This is a genomic window from Streptococcus pasteurianus, assembly GCF_004843545.1.
GTDB lineage: Bacteria > Bacillota > Bacilli > Lactobacillales > Streptococcaceae > Streptococcus > Streptococcus pasteurianus.
On sequence record NZ_CP039457.1, the window covers coordinates 222,055 to 240,666 of the forward strand.

The 18,612-nt window shown below is 38.9% G+C and carries 16 protein-coding genes and 1 pseudogene; 12 read left to right on the plus strand and 5 right to left on the minus strand.

What is annotated here, in order from left to right:
- Window positions 1-54 precede the first annotated feature (54 nt).
- The 9 genes and pseudogenes from E8M05_RS01365 to E8M05_RS01405 all read left to right on the plus strand — a co-directional run bounded on the left by E8M05_RS01365 (window position 55) and on the right by E8M05_RS01405 (window position 12,270).
- A pseudogene (locus tag E8M05_RS01365) lies at window positions 55-914 on the plus strand (GNAT family N-acetyltransferase).
- Window positions 915-1,022: 108 nt separating this feature from the next.
- Entirely contained in the window at window positions 1,023-1,394 is a 372-nt protein-coding gene (gene yajC, locus E8M05_RS01370; protein ID WP_003063127.1) for a preprotein translocase subunit YajC, read from the plus strand.
- A 153-nt stretch (window positions 1,395-1,547) separates the two neighbouring features.
- Window positions 1,548-2,297 carry an isoprenyl transferase gene (locus tag E8M05_RS01375; protein ID WP_003063129.1) on the plus strand — a complete coding sequence of 250 codons (750 nt, stop codon included), beginning with the start codon at window positions 1,548-1,550 and terminating at the stop codon, window positions 2,295-2,297.
- 12 nt (window positions 2,298-2,309) lie between these two features.
- Entirely contained in the window at window positions 2,310-3,104 is a 795-nt protein-coding gene (locus E8M05_RS01380) for a phosphatidate cytidylyltransferase (protein ID WP_003063131.1), read from the plus strand.
- A 101-nt stretch (window positions 3,105-3,205) separates the two neighbouring features.
- On the plus strand, window positions 3,206-4,468 hold the full coding sequence (gene rseP, locus E8M05_RS01385) for an RIP metalloprotease RseP (protein WP_013851436.1): 1,263 nt from the start codon (window positions 3,206-3,208) through the stop codon (window positions 4,466-4,468).
- Between the two features lie 161 nt (window positions 4,469-4,629).
- Window positions 4,630-6,486: a proline--tRNA ligase gene (locus E8M05_RS01390; protein ID WP_003063137.1), complete on the plus strand. Its 1,857-nt coding sequence runs from the start codon at window positions 4,630-4,632 to the stop codon at window positions 6,484-6,486.
- A 178-nt stretch (window positions 6,487-6,664) separates the two neighbouring features.
- Window positions 6,665-11,059 carry a PolC-type DNA polymerase III gene (locus E8M05_RS01395; RefSeq protein ID WP_048791238.1) on the plus strand — a complete coding sequence of 1,465 codons (4,395 nt, stop codon included), beginning with the start codon at window positions 6,665-6,667 and terminating at the stop codon, window positions 11,057-11,059.
- A gap of 106 nt (window positions 11,060-11,165) precedes the next feature.
- Window positions 11,166-11,618 carry a MarR family winged helix-turn-helix transcriptional regulator gene (locus E8M05_RS01400; protein ID WP_003063141.1) on the plus strand — a complete coding sequence of 151 codons (453 nt, stop codon included), beginning with the start codon at window positions 11,166-11,168 and terminating at the stop codon, window positions 11,616-11,618.
- A 106-nt stretch (window positions 11,619-11,724) separates the two neighbouring features.
- Window positions 11,725-12,270 carry an NADPH-dependent FMN reductase gene (locus E8M05_RS01405; protein WP_003063143.1) on the plus strand — a complete coding sequence of 182 codons (546 nt, stop codon included), beginning with the start codon at window positions 11,725-11,727 and terminating at the stop codon, window positions 12,268-12,270.
- Window positions 12,271-12,393: 123 nt separating this feature from the next.
- On the opposite strand, the gene E8M05_RS01410 is transcribed toward E8M05_RS01405, so the two are convergent.
- The 3 genes from E8M05_RS01410 to E8M05_RS01420 all read right to left on the minus strand — a co-directional run bounded on the left by E8M05_RS01410 (window position 12,394) and on the right by E8M05_RS01420 (window position 14,225).
- On the minus strand, window positions 12,394-12,627 hold the full coding sequence (locus tag E8M05_RS01410; protein WP_003063145.1) for a hypothetical protein: 234 nt from the start codon (window positions 12,625-12,627) through the stop codon (window positions 12,394-12,396).
- Between the two features lie 271 nt (window positions 12,628-12,898).
- Window positions 12,899-13,513 carry a peptide deformylase gene (gene def, locus E8M05_RS01415; RefSeq protein WP_003063148.1) on the minus strand — a complete coding sequence of 205 codons (615 nt, stop codon included), beginning with the start codon at window positions 13,511-13,513 and terminating at the stop codon, window positions 12,899-12,901.
- 67 nt (window positions 13,514-13,580) lie between these two features.
- Entirely contained in the window at window positions 13,581-14,225 is a 645-nt protein-coding gene (locus E8M05_RS01420; RefSeq protein ID WP_003063150.1) for a cyclic nucleotide-binding domain-containing protein, read from the minus strand.
- A 93-nt stretch (window positions 14,226-14,318) separates the two neighbouring features.
- On the opposite strand from E8M05_RS01420, the gene E8M05_RS01425 reads away from it, so the two are divergent.
- Window positions 14,319-15,479, plus strand: coding sequence for an MFS transporter (locus E8M05_RS01425; protein ID WP_003063152.1), 1,161 nt, complete (start codon window positions 14,319-14,321; stop codon window positions 15,477-15,479).
- 12 nt (window positions 15,480-15,491) lie between these two features.
- A complete protein-coding gene (locus E8M05_RS01430; protein ID WP_003063154.1) occupies window positions 15,492-16,346 on the plus strand; it encodes a MurR/RpiR family transcriptional regulator in 855 nt (284 codons plus the stop codon).
- A 115-nt stretch (window positions 16,347-16,461) separates the two neighbouring features.
- On the opposite strand, the gene E8M05_RS01435 is transcribed toward E8M05_RS01430, so the two are convergent.
- Window positions 16,462-16,845, minus strand: coding sequence for a VOC family protein (locus tag E8M05_RS01435; RefSeq protein ID WP_013851439.1), 384 nt, complete (start codon window positions 16,843-16,845; stop codon window positions 16,462-16,464).
- Between the two features lie 17 nt (window positions 16,846-16,862).
- A complete protein-coding gene (locus E8M05_RS01440) occupies window positions 16,863-17,708 on the minus strand; it encodes a Cof-type HAD-IIB family hydrolase (protein WP_013851440.1) in 846 nt (281 codons plus the stop codon).
- Window positions 17,709-18,021: 313 nt separating this feature from the next.
- On the opposite strand from E8M05_RS01440, the gene rpsO reads away from it, so the two are divergent.
- On the plus strand, window positions 18,022-18,291 hold the full coding sequence (gene rpsO / locus E8M05_RS01445; RefSeq protein WP_003063161.1) for a 30S ribosomal protein S15: 270 nt from the start codon (window positions 18,022-18,024) through the stop codon (window positions 18,289-18,291).
- Window positions 18,292-18,612 lie beyond the last annotated feature (321 nt).

Sequence of the window (18,612 nt, forward strand, 5' to 3'; positions counted from 1 at the left end):
ATAGGACACCAAGTTCAACTTGGTGTCCTGTTCTTGATTATAAAAGGAAATATTATGGAAATTATTAGGACTAATGTTTTAACAGATGAGGAATTGTTGGCAGCTAATGTACTTATCAAGGTTGTTCAAGCGTTTGACCAGACACATCGCACACCGTATTTGTCTAATCAGCTTAATTTTGATGTGGATATGCCAGCGTTTTTCTTGGGTTATGATGAGGGAAAATTAGTGGCTTTATTAACCGTTTATGCTGATTGTCAAGAAGCCGAGCTTGCTATTTTGGTTCACCCAAATCATCGTCGAAAGGGGTATGCAAAGGCGCTCTGGCGTGAATTTGATGAGATTAGACGTGATTATCAACTAAGACCAATCATCATGACTGAGAAGTGTTTTTTTAGACAAAAATCCTGACTTAATCAGGCATTTGGGCATGGTGTTAGAACCTGATTTTTGAATATTGGTTGACACGTGAGCGAGAACCATATCCTTTAGAAGAACGCACGGATTTAACCGTTCTTGAGGCTAGTACAGCACATATTGAAGTTATTGCTGATTTCCAAATGAAGGCTTTTAAAGAATCGAAAGAACAAGCGCTTCATTATGCCAAAGGGGCTTTGGAAGATGAGAATGGCAAGCTGTATACTGTCATGAGAGGAGATACAGTTTTGTCCTCTTGTACAGTTGATTTTAGCACGGATTATAACTATTTTTACGGTTTTGCGGTGGTTGAGGATTGTCGCGGTCAAGGAATTGGCACTTATTTTATGAAAAGGTTGGTGAATCAATTGATTGCTGAAAATGAGAAAGCCTTTCAGATTGCAGTTGAATCAGCCAACATTGCAGCTAAGCATCTATATGAAAAATTAGGATTCAAAGAACAGACTCAAGTGTTTTATGTGAAAACATTGACATAGTTCACACGTTGAACCCCTGCTTTATTACTATATTTAACGGTCAATTCTTGCGTTGATAACTTAAATTTGGTATAGTAAATTTTGACATTATAAATTTGGAGGAAACATATGGGAACAATTATTATGTTGGTTGTGTTGGTTGGTATGATTTGGTTCATGCAACGTTCACAAAAGAAACAAGCTCAAGAACGTCAAAATCAGCTTAAAGCACTAGCTAAAGGTGATGAAATTGTAACTATCGGTGGTCTTTACGGAGTTGTTGACGAAGTAGATGAAGATAACCAAAAAATGGTTTTAGACATTGATGGTGTTTACTTGACATTTGAATTGAGCGCTTTGAAACGTGTTATTAACCGTGCAGAACCAGAAACTGTTGAACCTGAAACAACTGTTATCGAAGAAGTAACAGAAACAGAAGCAGTTGTTGAAGAAGCTGCTGAGGAAGTAAGCACAGATGCTGCTATTGAAAGTAAAGATTAATACATGAAGTCAGATGTGAAAAACGTCTGGCTTTTTAAATGCAATATTTGGAGAATTTTCTAGCATAATCTGCTTAAAAGCGTGTAATAAGTGGAGAAAAAATTGCTGATTTATGATAAAATATTATAGCGAGTATGCTTTTAAGGAAATGTTATGTTTAAATTTAGAAAAAAAGAAAAGGCGATAAGCCTTGAAAAGATTCCAAAACACATCGGAATCATCATGGATGGAAATGGTCGCTGGGCGAAAAAGCGTATGCAACCACGTGTCATGGGACACAAAGCGGGAATGGATGCTCTGCAAGACGTCACTATTGCGGCTTCTGAACTTGGTGTTAAAGTTTTGACGGTCTATGCTTTTTCAACTGAAAATTGGTCTCGTCCCGAAGATGAAGTTAAATTCATTATGAATTTACCAGTCGAATTCTTTGATAAATATGTCCCTGAATTGGACGCAAATAATGTCAAAGTTCAAGTTATTGGTGAAACAGACCGCCTGCCAAAAGATACTTTTGATGCGATGAAACGTGCTTGCGAGAAAACAAAGCACAATTCTGGTTTGATTTTGAATTTTGCGCTTAATTATGGTGGACGTTCAGAAATCACAGAAGCAGTAAAAAACATTGCCCAAGAAGTGCTTGAAGCTAAAATCAATCCTGATGACATTACAGAAGATGTGATTTCAAACCACTTGATGACAAACCACTTACCGTATTTATACCGTGACCCTGATTTGATTATTCGAACAAGCGGTGAGCTTCGCCTAAGTAATTTTCTGCCTTGGCAGTCAGCTTATAGTGAATTCTATTTCACACCAGTTTTATGGCCTGATTTCAAAAAAGATGAGCTGATTAAGGCAATTGCTGAATACAATCGACGTCATCGTCGTTTTGGTGGAATATAGAAAGGAAATGTCATGAAACAACGTGTGATTTGGGGGGCGATTGCCTTACTAATTTTACTGCCGTTTCTGTTGTCAGGAGGCTTATCTTTCCAAGTTTTTGCTGGTCTTTTAGCGATGATTGGTGTGGCAGAAATGTTGCGCATGAAACGTCTAGAATTTTTCTCAATTGAAGGTGTTTTAGCGATGTTGGGAGCTTTTGTTCTTACTGTGCCTTTGGATAATTATTTTACATCGCTACCGCTGGACTCAAGTTTTTCAGTTTATGGCTTGCTAGTTTTTCTACTCTTGGCTGGAACTGTTTTAAACAGTGATGATTATTCATTTGACGATGTTTCTTATCCGATTGCGGCTAGTCTTTACGTCGGCATCGGTTTTCAAAACCTTGTTAATGCTCGTATCAGCGGTTTAGATAAAGTTTTATTTGCTTTGTTTATCGTTTGGGCGACTGACATCGGTGCTTACATGATTGGACGTCGTTTTGGACGTCGTAAATTGTTACCGAAAGTTTCTCCGAATAAAACAATTGAAGGTAGCCTTGGAGGAATTGTCTGTGCTGTTATTGTTGCTTTGATTTTCATGCTTGTTGATAAGGCAGTCTATACACCGCATAATCTTTTTGCAATGCTTATTTATGTTGTGTTGTTTAGTGTTTTTGGTCAATTCGGTGATTTGGTTGAGAGTGCTATCAAACGTCACTTTGGCGTGAAAGATTCAGGCAAATTAATCCCTGGTCATGGTGGTATTTTGGACCGCTTTGATTCAATGATTTTTGTCTTTCCAATGATGCATCTCCTTGGTCTTTTCTAATTTGATTGTGAGTTAACGCTGACAAGTCGCTCTTGTCGCTTAATGGCTAGTGAATGATCATTAGGATGATTATCAAATTTACTGGTACAGAAAGGAGTAAAATGCTCGGAATTTTAACCTTTATTATCGTTTTTGGAATTTTAGTTATTGTCCATGAATTTGGGCACCTTTACTTTGCTAAAAAGTCTGGCATCTTAGTACGAGAATTTTCTATCGGAATGGGCCCGAAAATCTTTTCGCATATTGATAAAGAGGGTACCGCTTATACAATTCGTATCCTACCTCTGGGTGGCTATGTACGCATGGCTGGTTGGGGTGATGATACGACGGAAATCAAGACTGGAACGCCTGCCAGTTTGACACTAAATCAAGACGGTTTAGTGACACGTATTAATTTATCACAAAAGCAGTTGGACAACACCGCTCTTCCGATGAATGTCACAGCTTATGATTTAGAGGATAAGTTGGAAATCACAGGTCTAGTGCTTGATGAAACGAAAACCTATTCTGTTGACCATGATGCGACTATTGTCGAGGAAGATGGTACAGAAATCCGTATTGCACCGCTAGATGTACAATATCAAAATGCAACAGTTTGGGGACGTTTAATCACAAACTTTGCTGGTCCGTTGAATAACTTTATTTTGGGAACAATTGTCTTTATCCTTCTTGTTTTCATGCAAGGTGGTGTTCAAGATACGTCAACGAATGTTATTCAAGTAACTGACGGTGGTGCCATGCAGGCAGCTGGTGTTGAAAGTGGTGACCGTGTCTTATCCATCGAAAATTATGACATCTCTAATTGGTCTGATTTGACGGAGGCTGTCACAAAAGTAACTGAAAATATTTCAAGTGGTGATACGATTTCCGTAACCGTTGAAACCAGCTCAGGAAAGACTGAAACGCTGGATATAACACCACAAGAAAATAATGGAAGTTACTATATCGGTGTCACTCGAGTATTGAAAACAGGTTTCTGGGACAAGGTCACTGGTGGCTTCCAAATGGCTTGGCAAAGCGCGACAGCTATTCTGACAGCTTTGAAAGGCTTGATTTCAAACTTTAGTTTGGATAAATTAGGTGGTCCTGTTGCCATGTATCAAGCTTCAAGTCAAGCTGCTTCAAATGGATTGACTTCAGTTCTTTATTTATTGGCGCTATTGTCAATGAACTTAGGAATTGTGAATTTGATTCCGATTCCAGCCTTGGACGGTGGAAAAATTTTGATGAACCTTATCGAAATTGTTCGTCGTAAACCGCTTAAACAAGAAACCGAAACTTACATCACCCTAGTTGGCGTTGTTATCATGCTTGTTTTGATGATTGCTGTCACTTGGAACGATATTATGCGAGTTTTCTTTTAGATATATCTGATTACGCCTAAATGATGTAGTACAATAATTTATAAATAAAACCTATTTTTTAGAAAGGAATTTATACGGCCTTTTATAAAAAGAAGATAAGTGAGCTACTTGTTTGATTGAAGAGCTTACTTATTTTCATGATTTGACCGTTATATTTTGTTATGAAACAATCACAAATGCTTATCCCTACGCTTCGCGAAATGCCAAGCGATGCCCAAGTTATCAGTCATGCCCTTATGGTACGTGCTGGTTACGTTCGCCAAGTCTCAGCAGGTATTTACGCTTACTTGCCACTTGCTAACCGTACGATTGAAAAATTCAAAGCAATCATGCGTGAAGAATTTGAAAAAATTGGTGCGGTTGAAATGCTTGCCCCAGCACTTTTGAATGCTGATCTTTGGCGTGAATCAGGTCGTTACGAAACTTATGGTGAAGACCTTTATAAACTTAAAAACCGTGATAAATCAGACTTCATTCTTGGTCCAACACACGAAGAAACATTCACAAGTCTTGTCCGTGATGCGGTAAAATCATACAAACAGTTGCCATTGAACCTTTACCAAATCCAATCTAAATATCGCGATGAAAAACGTCCTCGTAACGGACTTCTTCGTACACGTGAATTTATCATGAAAGATGGTTATAGTTTCCACGCTGACTACGAAGGATTGGACACAACTTACGAAGATTACCGTAAAGCATATGAAGCTATCTTCACACGTGCTGGTCTTGATTTCAAAGGTATCATTGGTGACGGTGGTGCCATGGGTGGTAAAGATTCTCAAGAGTTTATGGCTATCACTCCAGATCGTACAGACCTTGACCGTTGGTTGGTTCTTGATAAATCAATCGCTTCAATTGATGAAATTCCAGCTGATGTTTTAGAAGATATCAAAAAAGAATTGGCATCATGGTTGGTTTCAGGTGAAGATACCATTGCTTACTCAACAGAATCAAGCTACGCTGCTAACCTTGAAATGGCAAGCAATGAATATAAACCAACAACAAAAGTTGTCGCTCAAGAAGATGTCAAACGTGTGGAAACACCAGATTGCAAATCAATTGATGATGTTGCTGCATTCTTGAAAGTTGACGAAGAACAAACAATCAAAACACTTTTCTTCGTTGCTGATAATGAACCAGTAGTTGCTCTTCTTGTCGGAAACGACCAAGTCAATGATGTTAAATTGAAAAACTATCTTGGAGCTGATTTCCTTGAACCTGCAAGCGAAGAAGAAGCTGTTGAAGTCTTTGGTGCTAACTTTGGTTCACTTGGACCAGTTAACCTTCCTGAAAATGTCCGCATCGTTGCTGACCGCAAAGTGCAAGATGTTGCCAATGCAGTTGTTGGCGCAAACGAAAACGGCTATCACTTGACAGGTGTTAACCCAGGACGTGATTTTGAAGCGGAATACGTTGATATTCGTGAAGTTAAAGAAGGTGAAATCTCACCAGACGGTAAAGGTGTTCTTAAATTTGCTCGTGGTATCGAAATTGGACACATCTTCAAACTCGGTACTCGCTATTCAGAAAGCATGGGAGCAACAATCCTTGACCAAAATGGACGTGCTATTCCAATTATTATGGGATGCTATGGTATCGGTGTTAGCCGTATCTTGTCAGCTGTTATTGAACAACATGCCCGTCTCTTTGTTTCTAAAACACCAAAAGGCGCTTACCGCTTTGCATGGGGTATCAACTTCCCTAAAGAATTGGCACCGTTTGATGTACACGTCATCACTGTCAATGTGAAAGATGAAGAAGCACAAGCTTTGACAGCGAAAGTTGAAGCTGAATTGGTTGCTAAAGGTTACGAAGTCTTGGTTGACGACCGTAACGAACGTGTCGGCTCTAAATTCTCAGACAGCGACCTTATCGGTCTCCCAATTCGTGTCACAGTGGGTAAGAAAGCTGCTGACGGTATCGTTGAAGTGAAAATTAAAGCAACTGGCGATACTATCGAAGTTAACGCAGAAAACCTTATCGAAACTCTTGAAATTTTGACAAAAGAAAATTAATGATAACAAGGTCAGGCAGTCAGTTCTGACCTTTTTCTTTTGTGTCGAAAAAAGATTTCATTTGTGGTAAAATTAAGAGATAACGTAACTAGAAAAGAAGGCAAAATAGGGTAACCAAGAGGTGTATTTTGCCTTAGTAGATAAATTTAGTTTTTGGAATTGAGGTAGTTTACGCATTATGTCAGAATTATTTAAAAAATTGATGGAGCAAATCGATATGCCGCTTGACATGCGACAATCTTCTGCTTTTTCATCTGCAGATATTCGTGAAGTTAAGGTACATTCTGTATCTCGCCTCTGGGAGTTCCATTTTTCATTTGCGGAAATTTTGCCAATTGAAATCTATCGTGAATTGTCTTATCGATTGGTGAACACTTTTAAACAAGCGGATATCAGAGTGACTTTTGATATTCAGGCAGAAACTGTCGATTTTTCACAACCTTTATTGCAAACCTACTATGAAGAAGCTTTTGAGCATGCTCCGTGTGATAGCACCAGTTTCAAGGCTTCTTTTAGCAAATTGAAGGTTTCTTATGATGGTACCAAATTATTGATTGAAGCACCAGCATTTGTTAATAATGACCATTTTCGCAAAAATCATCTACCTAATCTAGCGCGTCAGTTTGAAGCGTTTGGTTTTGGCAAGCTTACCATAGACATGATTTCTGATGAAGCGATGACGCAAGCATTACGAGAAGATTTTACGTCAAATCGCGAAGCTATGGTGGAAAAAGCGGTGCAAGAAAATCGTGAGGCGGTTAAATCTTTGGAAGCCTCTATGCCTCCAGATGAAGAAACACCAAAAATTAAATTTGATTTTAAAGAACGTGCCAAACAGCGCCGTGCAGGTTTTGAAAATGCCGAAATCACACCAATGGTTGAAGTCACAACAGAAGAAAACCAAATTGTTTTTGAGGGGATGGTTTTTGACGTTGAGAAGAAAACAACTCGTACAGGACGTCACATTATTAATTTTAAAATGACTGACTACACATCAAGTTTTGCCATGCAGAAATGGGCAAAAGATGATGATGAGTTGAAAAAATACGATATGATCGCCAAAGGGGCATGGCTTCGAGTTCGTGGGAATGTTGAAAATAATAATTTCACCCATGCATTGACCATGAATGTACAAGATGTCAAAGAGATTGTTCATCATGACCGCAAGGATTTAATGCCAGAAGGTCAAAAACGTGTGGAATTCCATGCCCATACGAATATGTCAACCATGGATGCTTTGCCAACGGTTGAAGAATTAATTGATACAGCGGCGAAGTGGGGGCACAAGGCTGTTGCTATTACTGACCACGGCAATGTGCAAAGTTTCCCACACGGTTATCACAGAGCACGTAAAAATGGTATTAAGGCGATTTTTGGTTTAGAGGCTAATATCGTTGAGGACAAAGTGCCGATTGCCTACAATCCTCAAGATATTGAGTTAAACGAAGCTACCTACGTCGTATTTGACGTGGAAACGACTGGGCTTTCTGCGGTCAATAATGATTTGATTCAGATTGCGGCTTCAAAAATGTACAAGGGAAATATTGTTGAGCAGTTTGATGAGTTCATCAACCCAGGTCATCATTTATCAGCTTTTACAACGGAATTGACTGGTATTACGGATAATCATGTTCGCAATGCTAAACCGATTGAAGAAGTCCTTCAAATGTTCCAAAATTTTTGTCAGGATACTGTGCTAGTTGCCCACAATGCAACCTTTGACGTTGGCTTTATGAATGCCAATTATGAACGTCATGGCATGCCAATTATTACACAACCTGTCATTGATACCTTGGAATTTGCTCGAAATCTCTATCCAGAATACAAACGTCATGGTTTGGGACCATTGACCAAACGTTTCCAAGTTTCACTAGAACACCATCATATGGCGAACTATGATGCGGAAGCAACGGGGCGCTTGCTCTTTATTTTCCTGAAAGAAGCACGTGAAAACCACAGTTTAGCTAACATGATGGATTTGAATACGAAATTAGTTGCTGAGGATTCTTACAAGAAAGCACGTGTCAAACACGCGACGATTTATGTTCAAAACCAAACAGGTTTGAAAAATATTTTCAAACTCGTCAGCCTTTCTAATGTCAAATATTTTGAAGGTGTAGCTCGCATTCCAAGAACGGTTCTTGACGCTCACCGTGAAGGGCTTTTGCTAGGAACAGCCTGCTCAGAGGGCGAAGTTTTTGATGCGGTCTTATCTTCAGGGGTAGATGCTGCGGTTAAAGTAGCGAAATATTATGATTTCATCGAAGTTATGCCACCAGTGCTTTACGCTCCGCTATTGGCGCAAGGAACAATCAAAGATGAAGAAGGTATTCGACAAGTCATCCGAGATTTGCTTGAGGTTGGACGTCGTCTGAACAAGCCTGTTTTGGCGACTGGGAATGTCCATTATATCGAGCCCGAAGATGAGATTTACCGTGAAATCATTGTCCGTAGTTTAGGGCAAGGGGCACCGATTAACCGTCCGATTGGTCGTGGTGAAAATGCCCAACCTGCTCCGTTACCAAAAGCGCATTTCCGTACAACCAATGAAATGTTAGATGAATTTGCCTTTCTTGGCGAAGATGTCGCGTATCAAATTGTTGTTAAGAATACCAATGATTTTGCTGACCGTTTCGAGGAAGTCGAGGTTGTTAAGAAAGACTTGTACACACCTTTCCTTGAAAAATCAGAAGAACGTGTCGCTGAAATGACCTATCAAAGAGCCTTTGAAATCTATGGTAATCCACTTCCTGATATCATCGATTTACGTATTGAAAAAGAATTAACGTCAATTTTGGGTAATGGATTTGCCGTGATTTACTTGGCTTCGCAGATGTTGGTAATTCGTTCCAACGACCGTGGTTACTTGGTTGGTTCGCGTGGTTCGGTTGGGTCAAGTTTTGTGGCAACCATGATTGGGATTACCGAAGTTAACCCAATGCCACCACATTATGTCTGTCCAAATTGTCAGCATTCAGAATTCATCACCGATGGTTCTGTCGGTTCTGGTTATGATTTGCCTGACAAGGATTGCCCAGAATGTGGCACACGTTACAAGAAAGATGGACACGATATTCCGTTTGAAACCTTCCTTGGTTTTGATGGCGACAAGGTTCCCGATATCGATTTGAACTTCTCTGGTGATGACCAACCGTCAGCTCACTTGGACGTTCGTGATATTTTTGGTGAACAATACGCCTTTCGTGCTGGAACCGTAGGTACGGTGGCAGACCGTACTGCTTACGGATTTGTTAAAGGTTACGAGCGTGATTATGGCAAATTCTATCCAGAAGCAGAAGTGGAACGCTTGGCACAAGGTGCAGCTGGCGTTAAACGTACGACTGGACAACACCCAGGTGGTATCGTTGTTATTCCAAACTACATGGATGTGTATGATTTTACCCCTGTTCAATACCCAGCGGACGATTTATCAGCAGAATGGCAAACCACTCACTTTAACTTCCACGATATCGATGAAAACGTCTTGAAACTTGATATTCTCGGTCATGATGATCCGACCATGATTCGTAAATTGCAGGATTTATCTGGTATCGATCCTAAGGATATTCCAGCTGATGACCCAGACGTTATGGCGCTTTTCTCAGGCACAGAAGTGCTTGGTGTCACCCCTGAACAAATCGGAACGCCGACAGGAATGCTTGGTATTCCAGAATTTGGGACAAACTTTGTTCGTGGTATGGTTGAAGAAACTCACCCAACAACATTTGCCGAATTGCTTCAGTTATCAGGGCTTTCTCATGGTACCGACGTTTGGCTAGGAAATGCTCAAGACTTGATTAAGGAAGGAATTGCTACGCTGAAAACCGTTATCGGTTGTCGTGACGACATCATGGTTTACCTCATGCACGCAGGTTTGGAGCCAAAAATGGCCTTTACTATTATGGAACGTGTGCGTAAGGGAATGTGGCTTAAAATCTCTGACGAAGAACGTAATGGATACATTGAAGCTATGCGAGAAAATAATGTGCCCGACTGGTACATTGAATCTTGTGGTAAAATCAAGTACATGTTCCCCAAAGCCCATGCGGCAGCCTACGTTTTAATGGCGCTTCGTGTAGCTTACTTTAAAGTACATTATCCGATTTACTACTATTGTGCTTATTTCTCAATCCGTGCTAAGGCCTTTGACATTAAGACAATGAGTGCTGGGCTTGATGCGGTGAAAGAACGCATGGCTGATATTTCTAATAAGCGTAAGAATAACGAAGCTTCAAATGTTGAAATTGATTTATACACCACACTTGAAATTGTCAATGAAATGCTCGAACGTGGTTATAAATTTGGTCAACTTGACCTTTACCGTAGTGATGCAATCGAGTTTATCATCGACGGTGATACTCTTATTCCACCGTTCGTAGCGATGGACGGTCTTGGTGAGAATGTTGCTAAGCAAATTGTTAAAGCACGTACAGAAGGAGAATTCCTCTCAAAAATGGAACTCCGCAAACGTGGTGGCGTTTCAGCCACATTAGTTGAAAAAATGGACGAAATGGGAATCCTCGGCAATATGCCAGAAGATAACCAATTAAGTCTATTTGATGATTTCTTTTAAGATAGAAACTTAACTAGGATAGAAACGAACAAATTGCTTTCAGAAAAACGGACGTGGTTTGTTCGTTTTCTTATGACATTTATAAAGGAATTTTTAAGGAGACGAAATGGCGAATTTCAAAAATAATGCTGTAAAATCAATGGTTGTGATGCGAAAAGCTTTTCGCACGATTGATGCTAGAGTATCAGAGTCGTTTAAAGTTGACCATTTGACACCGACTCAATTTGGTGTTTTAGACGTTCTTTATGCCAAAGGACCGATGAAAATCGCAGAACTACTAGACAGTATGTTGGCAACTTCTGGCAATATGACGGTTGTCATCAGAAATATGGAGAAAAAAGGTTGGGTGACACGTACCACTTGCCCTCACGATAAACGAGCCTATCTAGTTGGATTAACAGAGCAAGGATGCCAGGTCATTGAACACGCTCTACCGCTTCATATTGCTAAAATTGAGGAAACTTTTTCAGTGCTAACAGAGGACGAACAAGCAGAACTCATTCGACTTTTGAAAAAATTTAAACCTTGTGAGCAAAATAATTTACAAAATCAAAAATAAAGTGTACAATGGCAGCATATAAAAAGCACTATTTAGTGATAAATGATACTTTGATTTCTTTAAAATTAATCATTACTAAATAAATAACCTTTTTAAGGAGACTAATATGAAAAAAGTTCTATTTGTTGTTGGCTCATTACGTAGCGGTTCATTCAATGCTCAATTCGCTAAAAATGCTGAAAAAGTGCTTGAAGGAAAAGCAGAGATTAGCTATCTTGATTGGTCACAAGTACCAGTCTTTTCACAAGATTTAGAAGCTAATATTCCAGCAGCTGTTCAGGCAGCTCGTCAAGCTGTTTCAGAAGCTGATGCTATCTGGATTTTCTCACCTGTTTACAACTTTGCTATCCCAGGTTCTATGAAAAACTTGCTAGACTGGTTGTCACGTGCTATTGATCTTTCAGATCCAACAGGTCCATCAGCAATAAACGAAAAAGTAACTACGGTTTCTATTCTTGCTAATGGTGGTCACGAACAAGTAGCAGAAAGCTATCGTGCCTTGCTTCCATTCATTCGTACACAATTTGTCGATGAAATCACAACGACACGCGTAAATGATTCAGCTTGGGCAGATGGTGTGTTCGTTCCAACAGAAGAAGTTCTTGCAAACCTTGACAAACAAGCTCAAGCCCTTCTATCAGCAATCGACTAAGTCAAGTCATATAAAAAGCTCATTGTCAGCCGTAATAGTTGATAATGAGCTTTTTTATATTGGGGATACATCGAAATATCAAATTGATGATATGAACAACTATATTCTATATCAAATTATTAATTAATGGAGAGTAGTGTTGTTTTTTTGCCCGACAAGGAACAACACAATTGCCACGATTCCAGAGACAAAGCCACCAATGCCAGCGATAACACCGATTATGGTGACAGCGCTAGAGATAATACCATGGGTACCTATGCGACTTAGCAAGCTAATCAGGTTAAGTGACAACCAACTCATTGCCGTCAAAGCAAGGGACAAGAGTAACATTTGATTATGTCGTTCTAATTTCACCATAAACTTTCCTCCTCAAGAGCTTTCTTTGTTTGAATAGTATTATTTATTGCTAATACTAATAAGCTAACTATATCACAATAAAGGCGTGACTTACGATATTCTCAAATATGAAATTTATTTCCCCAAAAATCTCATATTTGAGAATAAATATATACTTTTAAATGAAGATGTTTTTTTATTACGAATGGTTTTGCTAAAATGGTATTTAAGCTCACCTTAGCCACAAAAAAGCTCATTGTCAATTTCTGCGAAAGACAATGAGCTTTTTGTTTTATTCGATAATTAGCATACCTTTTTTAATGGCAAATGGATTTTTCTCATCGATTCGATCGTAGAACATGATACCGTTGGTGTGGTCGATTTCGTGTTGAACGACGATTGAATTATAACCTTTGAGTTTAATGCGATGTTTTTCACCATTTTTATCAAAGTAATCAACGGTTACACGCGAGTGACGAACCACATAGCCTTCGACAACACGGTCAACAGACAAGCATCCCTCACCATCAGCAAGCGCAGCATCTTGAACAGAATGTGCCACAACTTTTGGATTGTACATGACTTCTTGTAAGCTATAAGCATCTTTTGGTGGATTACCGTCTTTGTCCTCAGGATTTGGAACGAGAACAGCAATGATGCGTTTTGAAATGTCTAATTGTGGGGCTGCTAGACCAACACCACCACGCAAGCCCATTTTTTCAGCTGTCACAGGGTCTTGTGAGTTTTTCAAGAATTGCAACATTTTTTCGCCTAGAATAATTTCTTCATCAGACAAAGGAAACGTTACTTCTTCGGCAACCGCACGAAGTGTCGGATTGCCTTCACGAATGATGTCATCCATATTGATTAAATGACTTGGTTTTGCTAATTTTTCAATAACTGACATATTTTCTCCTCAATTTATTCTATAATAACAATATAGCACAAAAATGCGGAACGAGAAAGTTAAAGGCTTAATTAGTGATTTTTAGGTCAATCAATTGTGTCATGTCTTTGATGTAATAATAGGGTCTGCGTTTTTCGATGATTCCTGTATCAATCAGTTCATGAATGACACGCAGTAAATGACGGTAGCTGACGCTAAATGAATCAGCAAGGCTTGTCAATTCTAATTTGAAAACACCTTTTTCCTCGATAGCCAAGATATGCGTTGCTAGGCGTTCTTTCAATGTGTAATTTAAATTCGTTGATGCGCGAATATTTTGCTCGTAGAGAGATTGTGCTAAGCCCTTGCTCAAGTTTAAAAGTAGGGCATTGTCAGAAAGCAATTGTTCACGAATACCAGCTAAAGGTAATTGGATAATGAGAGTATCCTCAAGAGCGATGACAGATGATACGACAAGCTGGTCTGTTAATAACTCGATATCACCAATTAAGGTTGGCTTTTCTTTAATGTCAAGAATGTGTTCTTTTCCGTTAAAAAGTCGGCGAACGATTTTGAGTTTTCCATTGGCAAAGTAAGAGAGTGCTGTTAATGATTCGCCTTGATGACAAATGGCATCCCCAGCAGATAGTTGCAAGACTTGCAATTTATCAAAATAATGAGTAGGGAAGATTTTTTCTAGCTGATATTCTTTAATATAGGCTTCTAATGACACGTATATCTCCTTTTAATTGTGACAAAAGTCATATTTTTATGCGTTAACTTTGATTATACTTGATTTGATGAAAAAAACAAGTAAGGAGTTCGTATGAAAGCACTTTTGGAGAAACTTAGTCTTTTGTCGCTGTCTCTTATGTTGGTTTCGACCTTTTCGACGTCAACAGCTCTGCCGCAAATGATTTCAACTTTTCAGCAACAAGGCTATGCTGCAAGTCAGGTTGAAATGCTGTTTTCCATTTCCTCTTTTGCCATTATGGGAATGTTGGTGATAAATCCATTCTTGGACCGTTTTCTGTCAGAACGCAGCAGTATCATTTTAGGGCTGTCATTCATTGCATTTGGTGGAAGTTTGCCTGTTGTTGGCAAAACGTATGCGTTGGTTGTCGTCTCACGTGTGCTTCTAGGAATGGGAATTGGTCTGATTAACGCGCGTGCGATTAGTATCATTAGCGAAAATTACCAAGGAAATGAGCGCGCACAAATGCTTGGCTTTCGTGGGTCGTTTGAAGTGTTAGGCAATGCTTTTTTAACAGCTCTGGTAGGCTTTTTAGTGCCGTTTGGATGGTCATGGGCGTTTATCGTTTATCTTTTTGCCTTACCTATTTTACTGTTTTATTTGCTGTTTGCTCCAAAACGAGCCGTTGTAGCGGAAGTGGCTAGCCAAAAAACATCAGCTAAATTTACGAAAAAAGATATTGTGTATATTGTCGGATTGTCTTTATTGGCAGGATTTGTGATTAATATTAATAGTGCTAATAGCCTTAGAATTCCAGTTATCGTTGACCAACTGCACCTTGGAAGTCCACGCCAAGCTAGTTTAATTTTGAGTGGCATGATGTTAATGGGAATTCTCTCTGGTATTTGCTTTGAAGGCTTATTAGCACGATTTAAGAAACAGCTGATAATTGTTTCCTTGCTTCCATTTGCCCTTGGGTTGTTTATGCTTGGTGTGGCACACAATCTCTGGTTAATGCTTATCGGAACAATGCTTTCAGGGTTCTGGTACAGCATTGTGGTTACAAGCGTCTTTAGCAATGTGTCAAATAAAATATCGCCACAATTGATTGGACATGCGACAACTTTGGTTCTGTTATTTTGTAATTTTGGCGGAGCTAGCGCAGCCATTGTCCTCAGTCTTTTTTCAAAAATCAATCCACAACCTGGTTTTGCCTTTGTGATTTATGCTATTATTAGCCTAATAATCAGCCTTATCTTGATGTTTAAAACACGCTTTTTAAGTCAAAAATGATACAATAAACCTATGAAAATGATACAAAGGTTACAATTACTAGAACATCTAACACCAACAGAACAGATTTTAGTAGATTATTTAAAAGAAAATCCAGAAGAATTTATTGGTTTAAAACCAAAGGAAGTCTCAGATAAACTTTTTATTTCTGTTTCGACCATTTACCGCTTGATTAATAAGCTGGGATTGCGTGGGGTCAATGACTTGAAATTACTTTTGCGAACAGATCTCCAACAAGGTCAAAATCACCAAGTCTCAGATATTGATTTTCCAATTTTAGAAACGGATACGCACTATGAAGTGATGTTGCGGTTAAAAGAGGTTTATGAGCGAACAATCGAGGATACCTTGGGGTTAGCAGACCCAGAAACGTTGGTTTTTGCCGTTGAAAAAATGTCAAAAGCAAACATCATCGACATTTATACTTCATCAGCGAATTTGTATTTTGCGGAGAATTTTCAATTTCAAATGCAGGAGATTAATCAGCTGGTGACGGTACCAAAAGACGACTATATCAAGAGTTTGACAGCGACAAACAGCGATAGTAGTCACTTGGCTTTCGTGATTTCGTTTGGTGGTCGTGGCTCTTCAATGGAGGCCTTTTGCAAGATATTGAAGAAAAATCAGGTACCTATTATTCTCTTGACATCAACACAAGGAAATCCCTTGACAGCTTATGCTGACGATATTATTTACATGGCTTCTTCTGAAAATCACTACAATAAGATGTCGTCATTTTCGACACGAATGACCTTACTTTATTTGTTAGATAGTTTGTACTCTTTGTATTTTCAATTAAATTACGACCAAAATTTGGCATTCAAATTGGAAGCTTACGAGCGAATGACCAAAACGAAAAAAGAATAAAAACTTGGTAACTACTCCTAATCCCTATCTGACTAGGATTTAGCCCAAGCTTTTTTGTTTGCTATAGGTGAGATTCGCAAATGCTGGATAGGTAATCTGCCCATAGCAAAGTCTATTAAACGGTCAATTCTAAACGATTCCCTTCGGGGTCACAAATGACGGATTCGTAGTAACCGTCACCAGTTGTTCGGGGTTGACCTAAAACATGATAGCCATCGTTTTCAAGCTGTGCCGTTAACTGATCAACGGTTTCTTTACTACCAAGTGAAATGGCTAAATGAGCAAAGCCAAGACTCTCATCAACGCCTTCAGAAATGTCCTCGCGATGACACAATTCCAATCGAGCAGCATTGTCAGGGAAGCTTAAAAAGTAGGAAGAAAAACCTGTTCGTGGATTGTGATAGCGTTTGGATGCCGTTGTTTGAAAGTATTTAGCAAAAAACTCTTTCATCGTTTCTAAATCACGTACCCAAACACCGATGTGTTCAATTTTTATCATTTCTATCTCCCGTTTAATCAAATGGTAAAGTAATCTCGTAACGTTTCAGCGATACCGTCCTCGTCGTTAGAAAGGGTAATAATATCGGCAATATCTTTCAATTCTTGCACAGCGTTTGCCATTGCTACCGCAGTTCCAGAATAAGTCAGCATACTAGCATCGTTTTGTCCGTCACCAAAAGCAATCATATCCTCTGGTTGATAACCAAGCGGTGCTAAAACAGTATCCAAGGCTTTTGCCTTGTCGATTCCTTGAGCAGTAAATTCATAATAAAAATCTGCCGTAAACATTGAACTGAGTTTGCCTTCAAATGGTGCAGCAATTTCTTTGTAATGTGTAGCAAGATAATCGCTACTGCCAGCCAATAAGATTTTATTGAGCGGGAAATCAGCAAAGGCAGCCAAATCACGCTTTTCAGCTAGCAAATATTTACCGCCACGTGATTCGTATTCAATGATATTAATGTCTAGATTCTTTTTCTCCCAGTGAATCATGTTGTTATAGACATCGTTGACGTACATATAATCCCCTTTGCTAATCATTGGGATGACATCAAATTGTTTCACGTGTTCAAGAACTGCTTGTCCTTCTTCAACTGTCATGGTTTGATTGAAAAGAATATCGCCAGATTCACAATCCACTACCACAGCGCCATTATAAGCCACTAAAAGCCCGTGGTGCTTGTCCATTGCTAATTCTTTAGCAAAATCCTGCATACCACTTACAGGACGACCAGAAGCCAAGATGAGACGTGCTCCTTGTTCTTGAGCGGCTAAAAGAGCTTCTTTTGTTTTAGGAGTGATTTTTTTCTCGCTGTTTGTCAATGTTCCGTCAATATCCATGATAATTAAAGATTTTGTCATAAGAGTTCTCACTTTCTTGTTGTTTGATTTCAGTATAGTTGATTTTGGAAAAGATGAAAATAGCTGAGTGTTGTTTAGAATGTTCTTGTCATTTTTTCTGACGTTCTTGATAAATTTTTGAAAAAAGTTTTTCAAACAGATGACTTCCAAACAACTTTTAGATGACCTTAGCTAAAAACATTAAAAACCTTTGACAAAAGCAGCAGTAATCTGCTACAATAAGGACTGTCGTATGACAAGTAACTTTTTCTTGGTTGTAGGAGACGCCAAAAACCTACGACTCGGATGAAGCAATATAAAGGAGAAAAATATTATGGCAATCTCAAAAGAGAAAAAAAATGAAATCATTGCTCAATACGCACGTCACGAAGGTGACACAGGTTCAGTTGAAGTTCAAGTAGCTGTTCTTACTTGGGAAATCAACCATCTTAACGAGCACATTAAACAACACAAAAAAGACCACGCAACTTACCGTGGATTGATGAAAAAAATCGGTCACCGTCGTAACTTGTTGGCATACCTTCGCCGCACAGACGTTAACCGTTACCGCGAATTGATCGCATCACTCGGACTTCGTCGTTAATCAGACGCCCAAGTCAACTAAAAGCTTCTTGGATTTTTCCAAGGGGCTTTTTTGTATTTTCCAAAATGATTTCTCTTTAAAATGGTAAATTTCACAAAAGATGAAAACAAACAATAATAACCTTGAGATGATTAAATAAAATGAGATAATCGTGTCAAAAGTGATAAAAAAATTAATGGAATAAGGTTTGTGGCGTTTTATTTGTATTCCCTTACAATGCTTTTATAATAAAAATGAAAAAGCTTACAAAAAATACTTGACTTTTTTTGAAAAAAGTTTAATATAGTTGGTGAAGAATATCACAATGATTGATAGTTGAAG

Excerpts from the sequence above, each read along its gene's own strand:
- yajC (WP_003063127.1), top strand. The coding sequence starts at position 1,023 with ATGGGAACAATTATTATGTTGGTTGTGTTGGTTGGTATGATTTGGTTC.
- E8M05_RS01375 (WP_003063129.1), top strand. The coding sequence starts at position 1,548 with ATGTTTAAATTTAGAAAAAAAGAAAAGGCGATAAGCCTTGAAAAGATT.
- E8M05_RS01380 (WP_003063131.1), top strand. The coding sequence starts at position 2,310 with ATGAAACAACGTGTGATTTGGGGGGCGATTGCCTTACTAATTTTACTG.
- rseP (WP_013851436.1), top strand. The coding sequence starts at position 3,206 with ATGCTCGGAATTTTAACCTTTATTATCGTTTTTGGAATTTTAGTTATT.
- E8M05_RS01390 (WP_003063137.1), top strand. The coding sequence starts at position 4,630 with ATGAAACAATCACAAATGCTTATCCCTACGCTTCGCGAAATGCCAAGC.
- E8M05_RS01395 (WP_048791238.1), top strand. The coding sequence starts at position 6,665 with ATGTCAGAATTATTTAAAAAATTGATGGAGCAAATCGATATGCCGCTT.
- E8M05_RS01400 (WP_003063141.1), top strand. The coding sequence starts at position 11,166 with ATGGCGAATTTCAAAAATAATGCTGTAAAATCAATGGTTGTGATGCGA.
- E8M05_RS01405 (WP_003063143.1), top strand. The coding sequence starts at position 11,725 with ATGAAAAAAGTTCTATTTGTTGTTGGCTCATTACGTAGCGGTTCATTC.
- E8M05_RS01410 (WP_003063145.1), bottom strand. The coding sequence starts at position 12,627 with ATGGTGAAATTAGAACGACATAATCAAATGTTACTCTTGTCCCTTGCT.
- def (WP_003063148.1), bottom strand. The coding sequence starts at position 13,513 with ATGTCAGTTATTGAAAAATTAGCAAAACCAAGTCATTTAATCAATATG.
- E8M05_RS01425 (WP_003063152.1), top strand. The coding sequence starts at position 14,319 with ATGAAAGCACTTTTGGAGAAACTTAGTCTTTTGTCGCTGTCTCTTATG.
- E8M05_RS01430 (WP_003063154.1), top strand. The coding sequence starts at position 15,492 with ATGAAAATGATACAAAGGTTACAATTACTAGAACATCTAACACCAACA.
- E8M05_RS01435 (WP_013851439.1), bottom strand. The coding sequence starts at position 16,845 with ATGATAAAAATTGAACACATCGGTGTTTGGGTACGTGATTTAGAAACG.
- E8M05_RS01440 (WP_013851440.1), bottom strand. The coding sequence starts at position 17,708 with ATGACAAAATCTTTAATTATCATGGATATTGACGGAACATTGACAAAC.
- rpsO (WP_003063161.1), top strand. The coding sequence starts at position 18,022 with ATGGCAATCTCAAAAGAGAAAAAAAATGAAATCATTGCTCAATACGCA.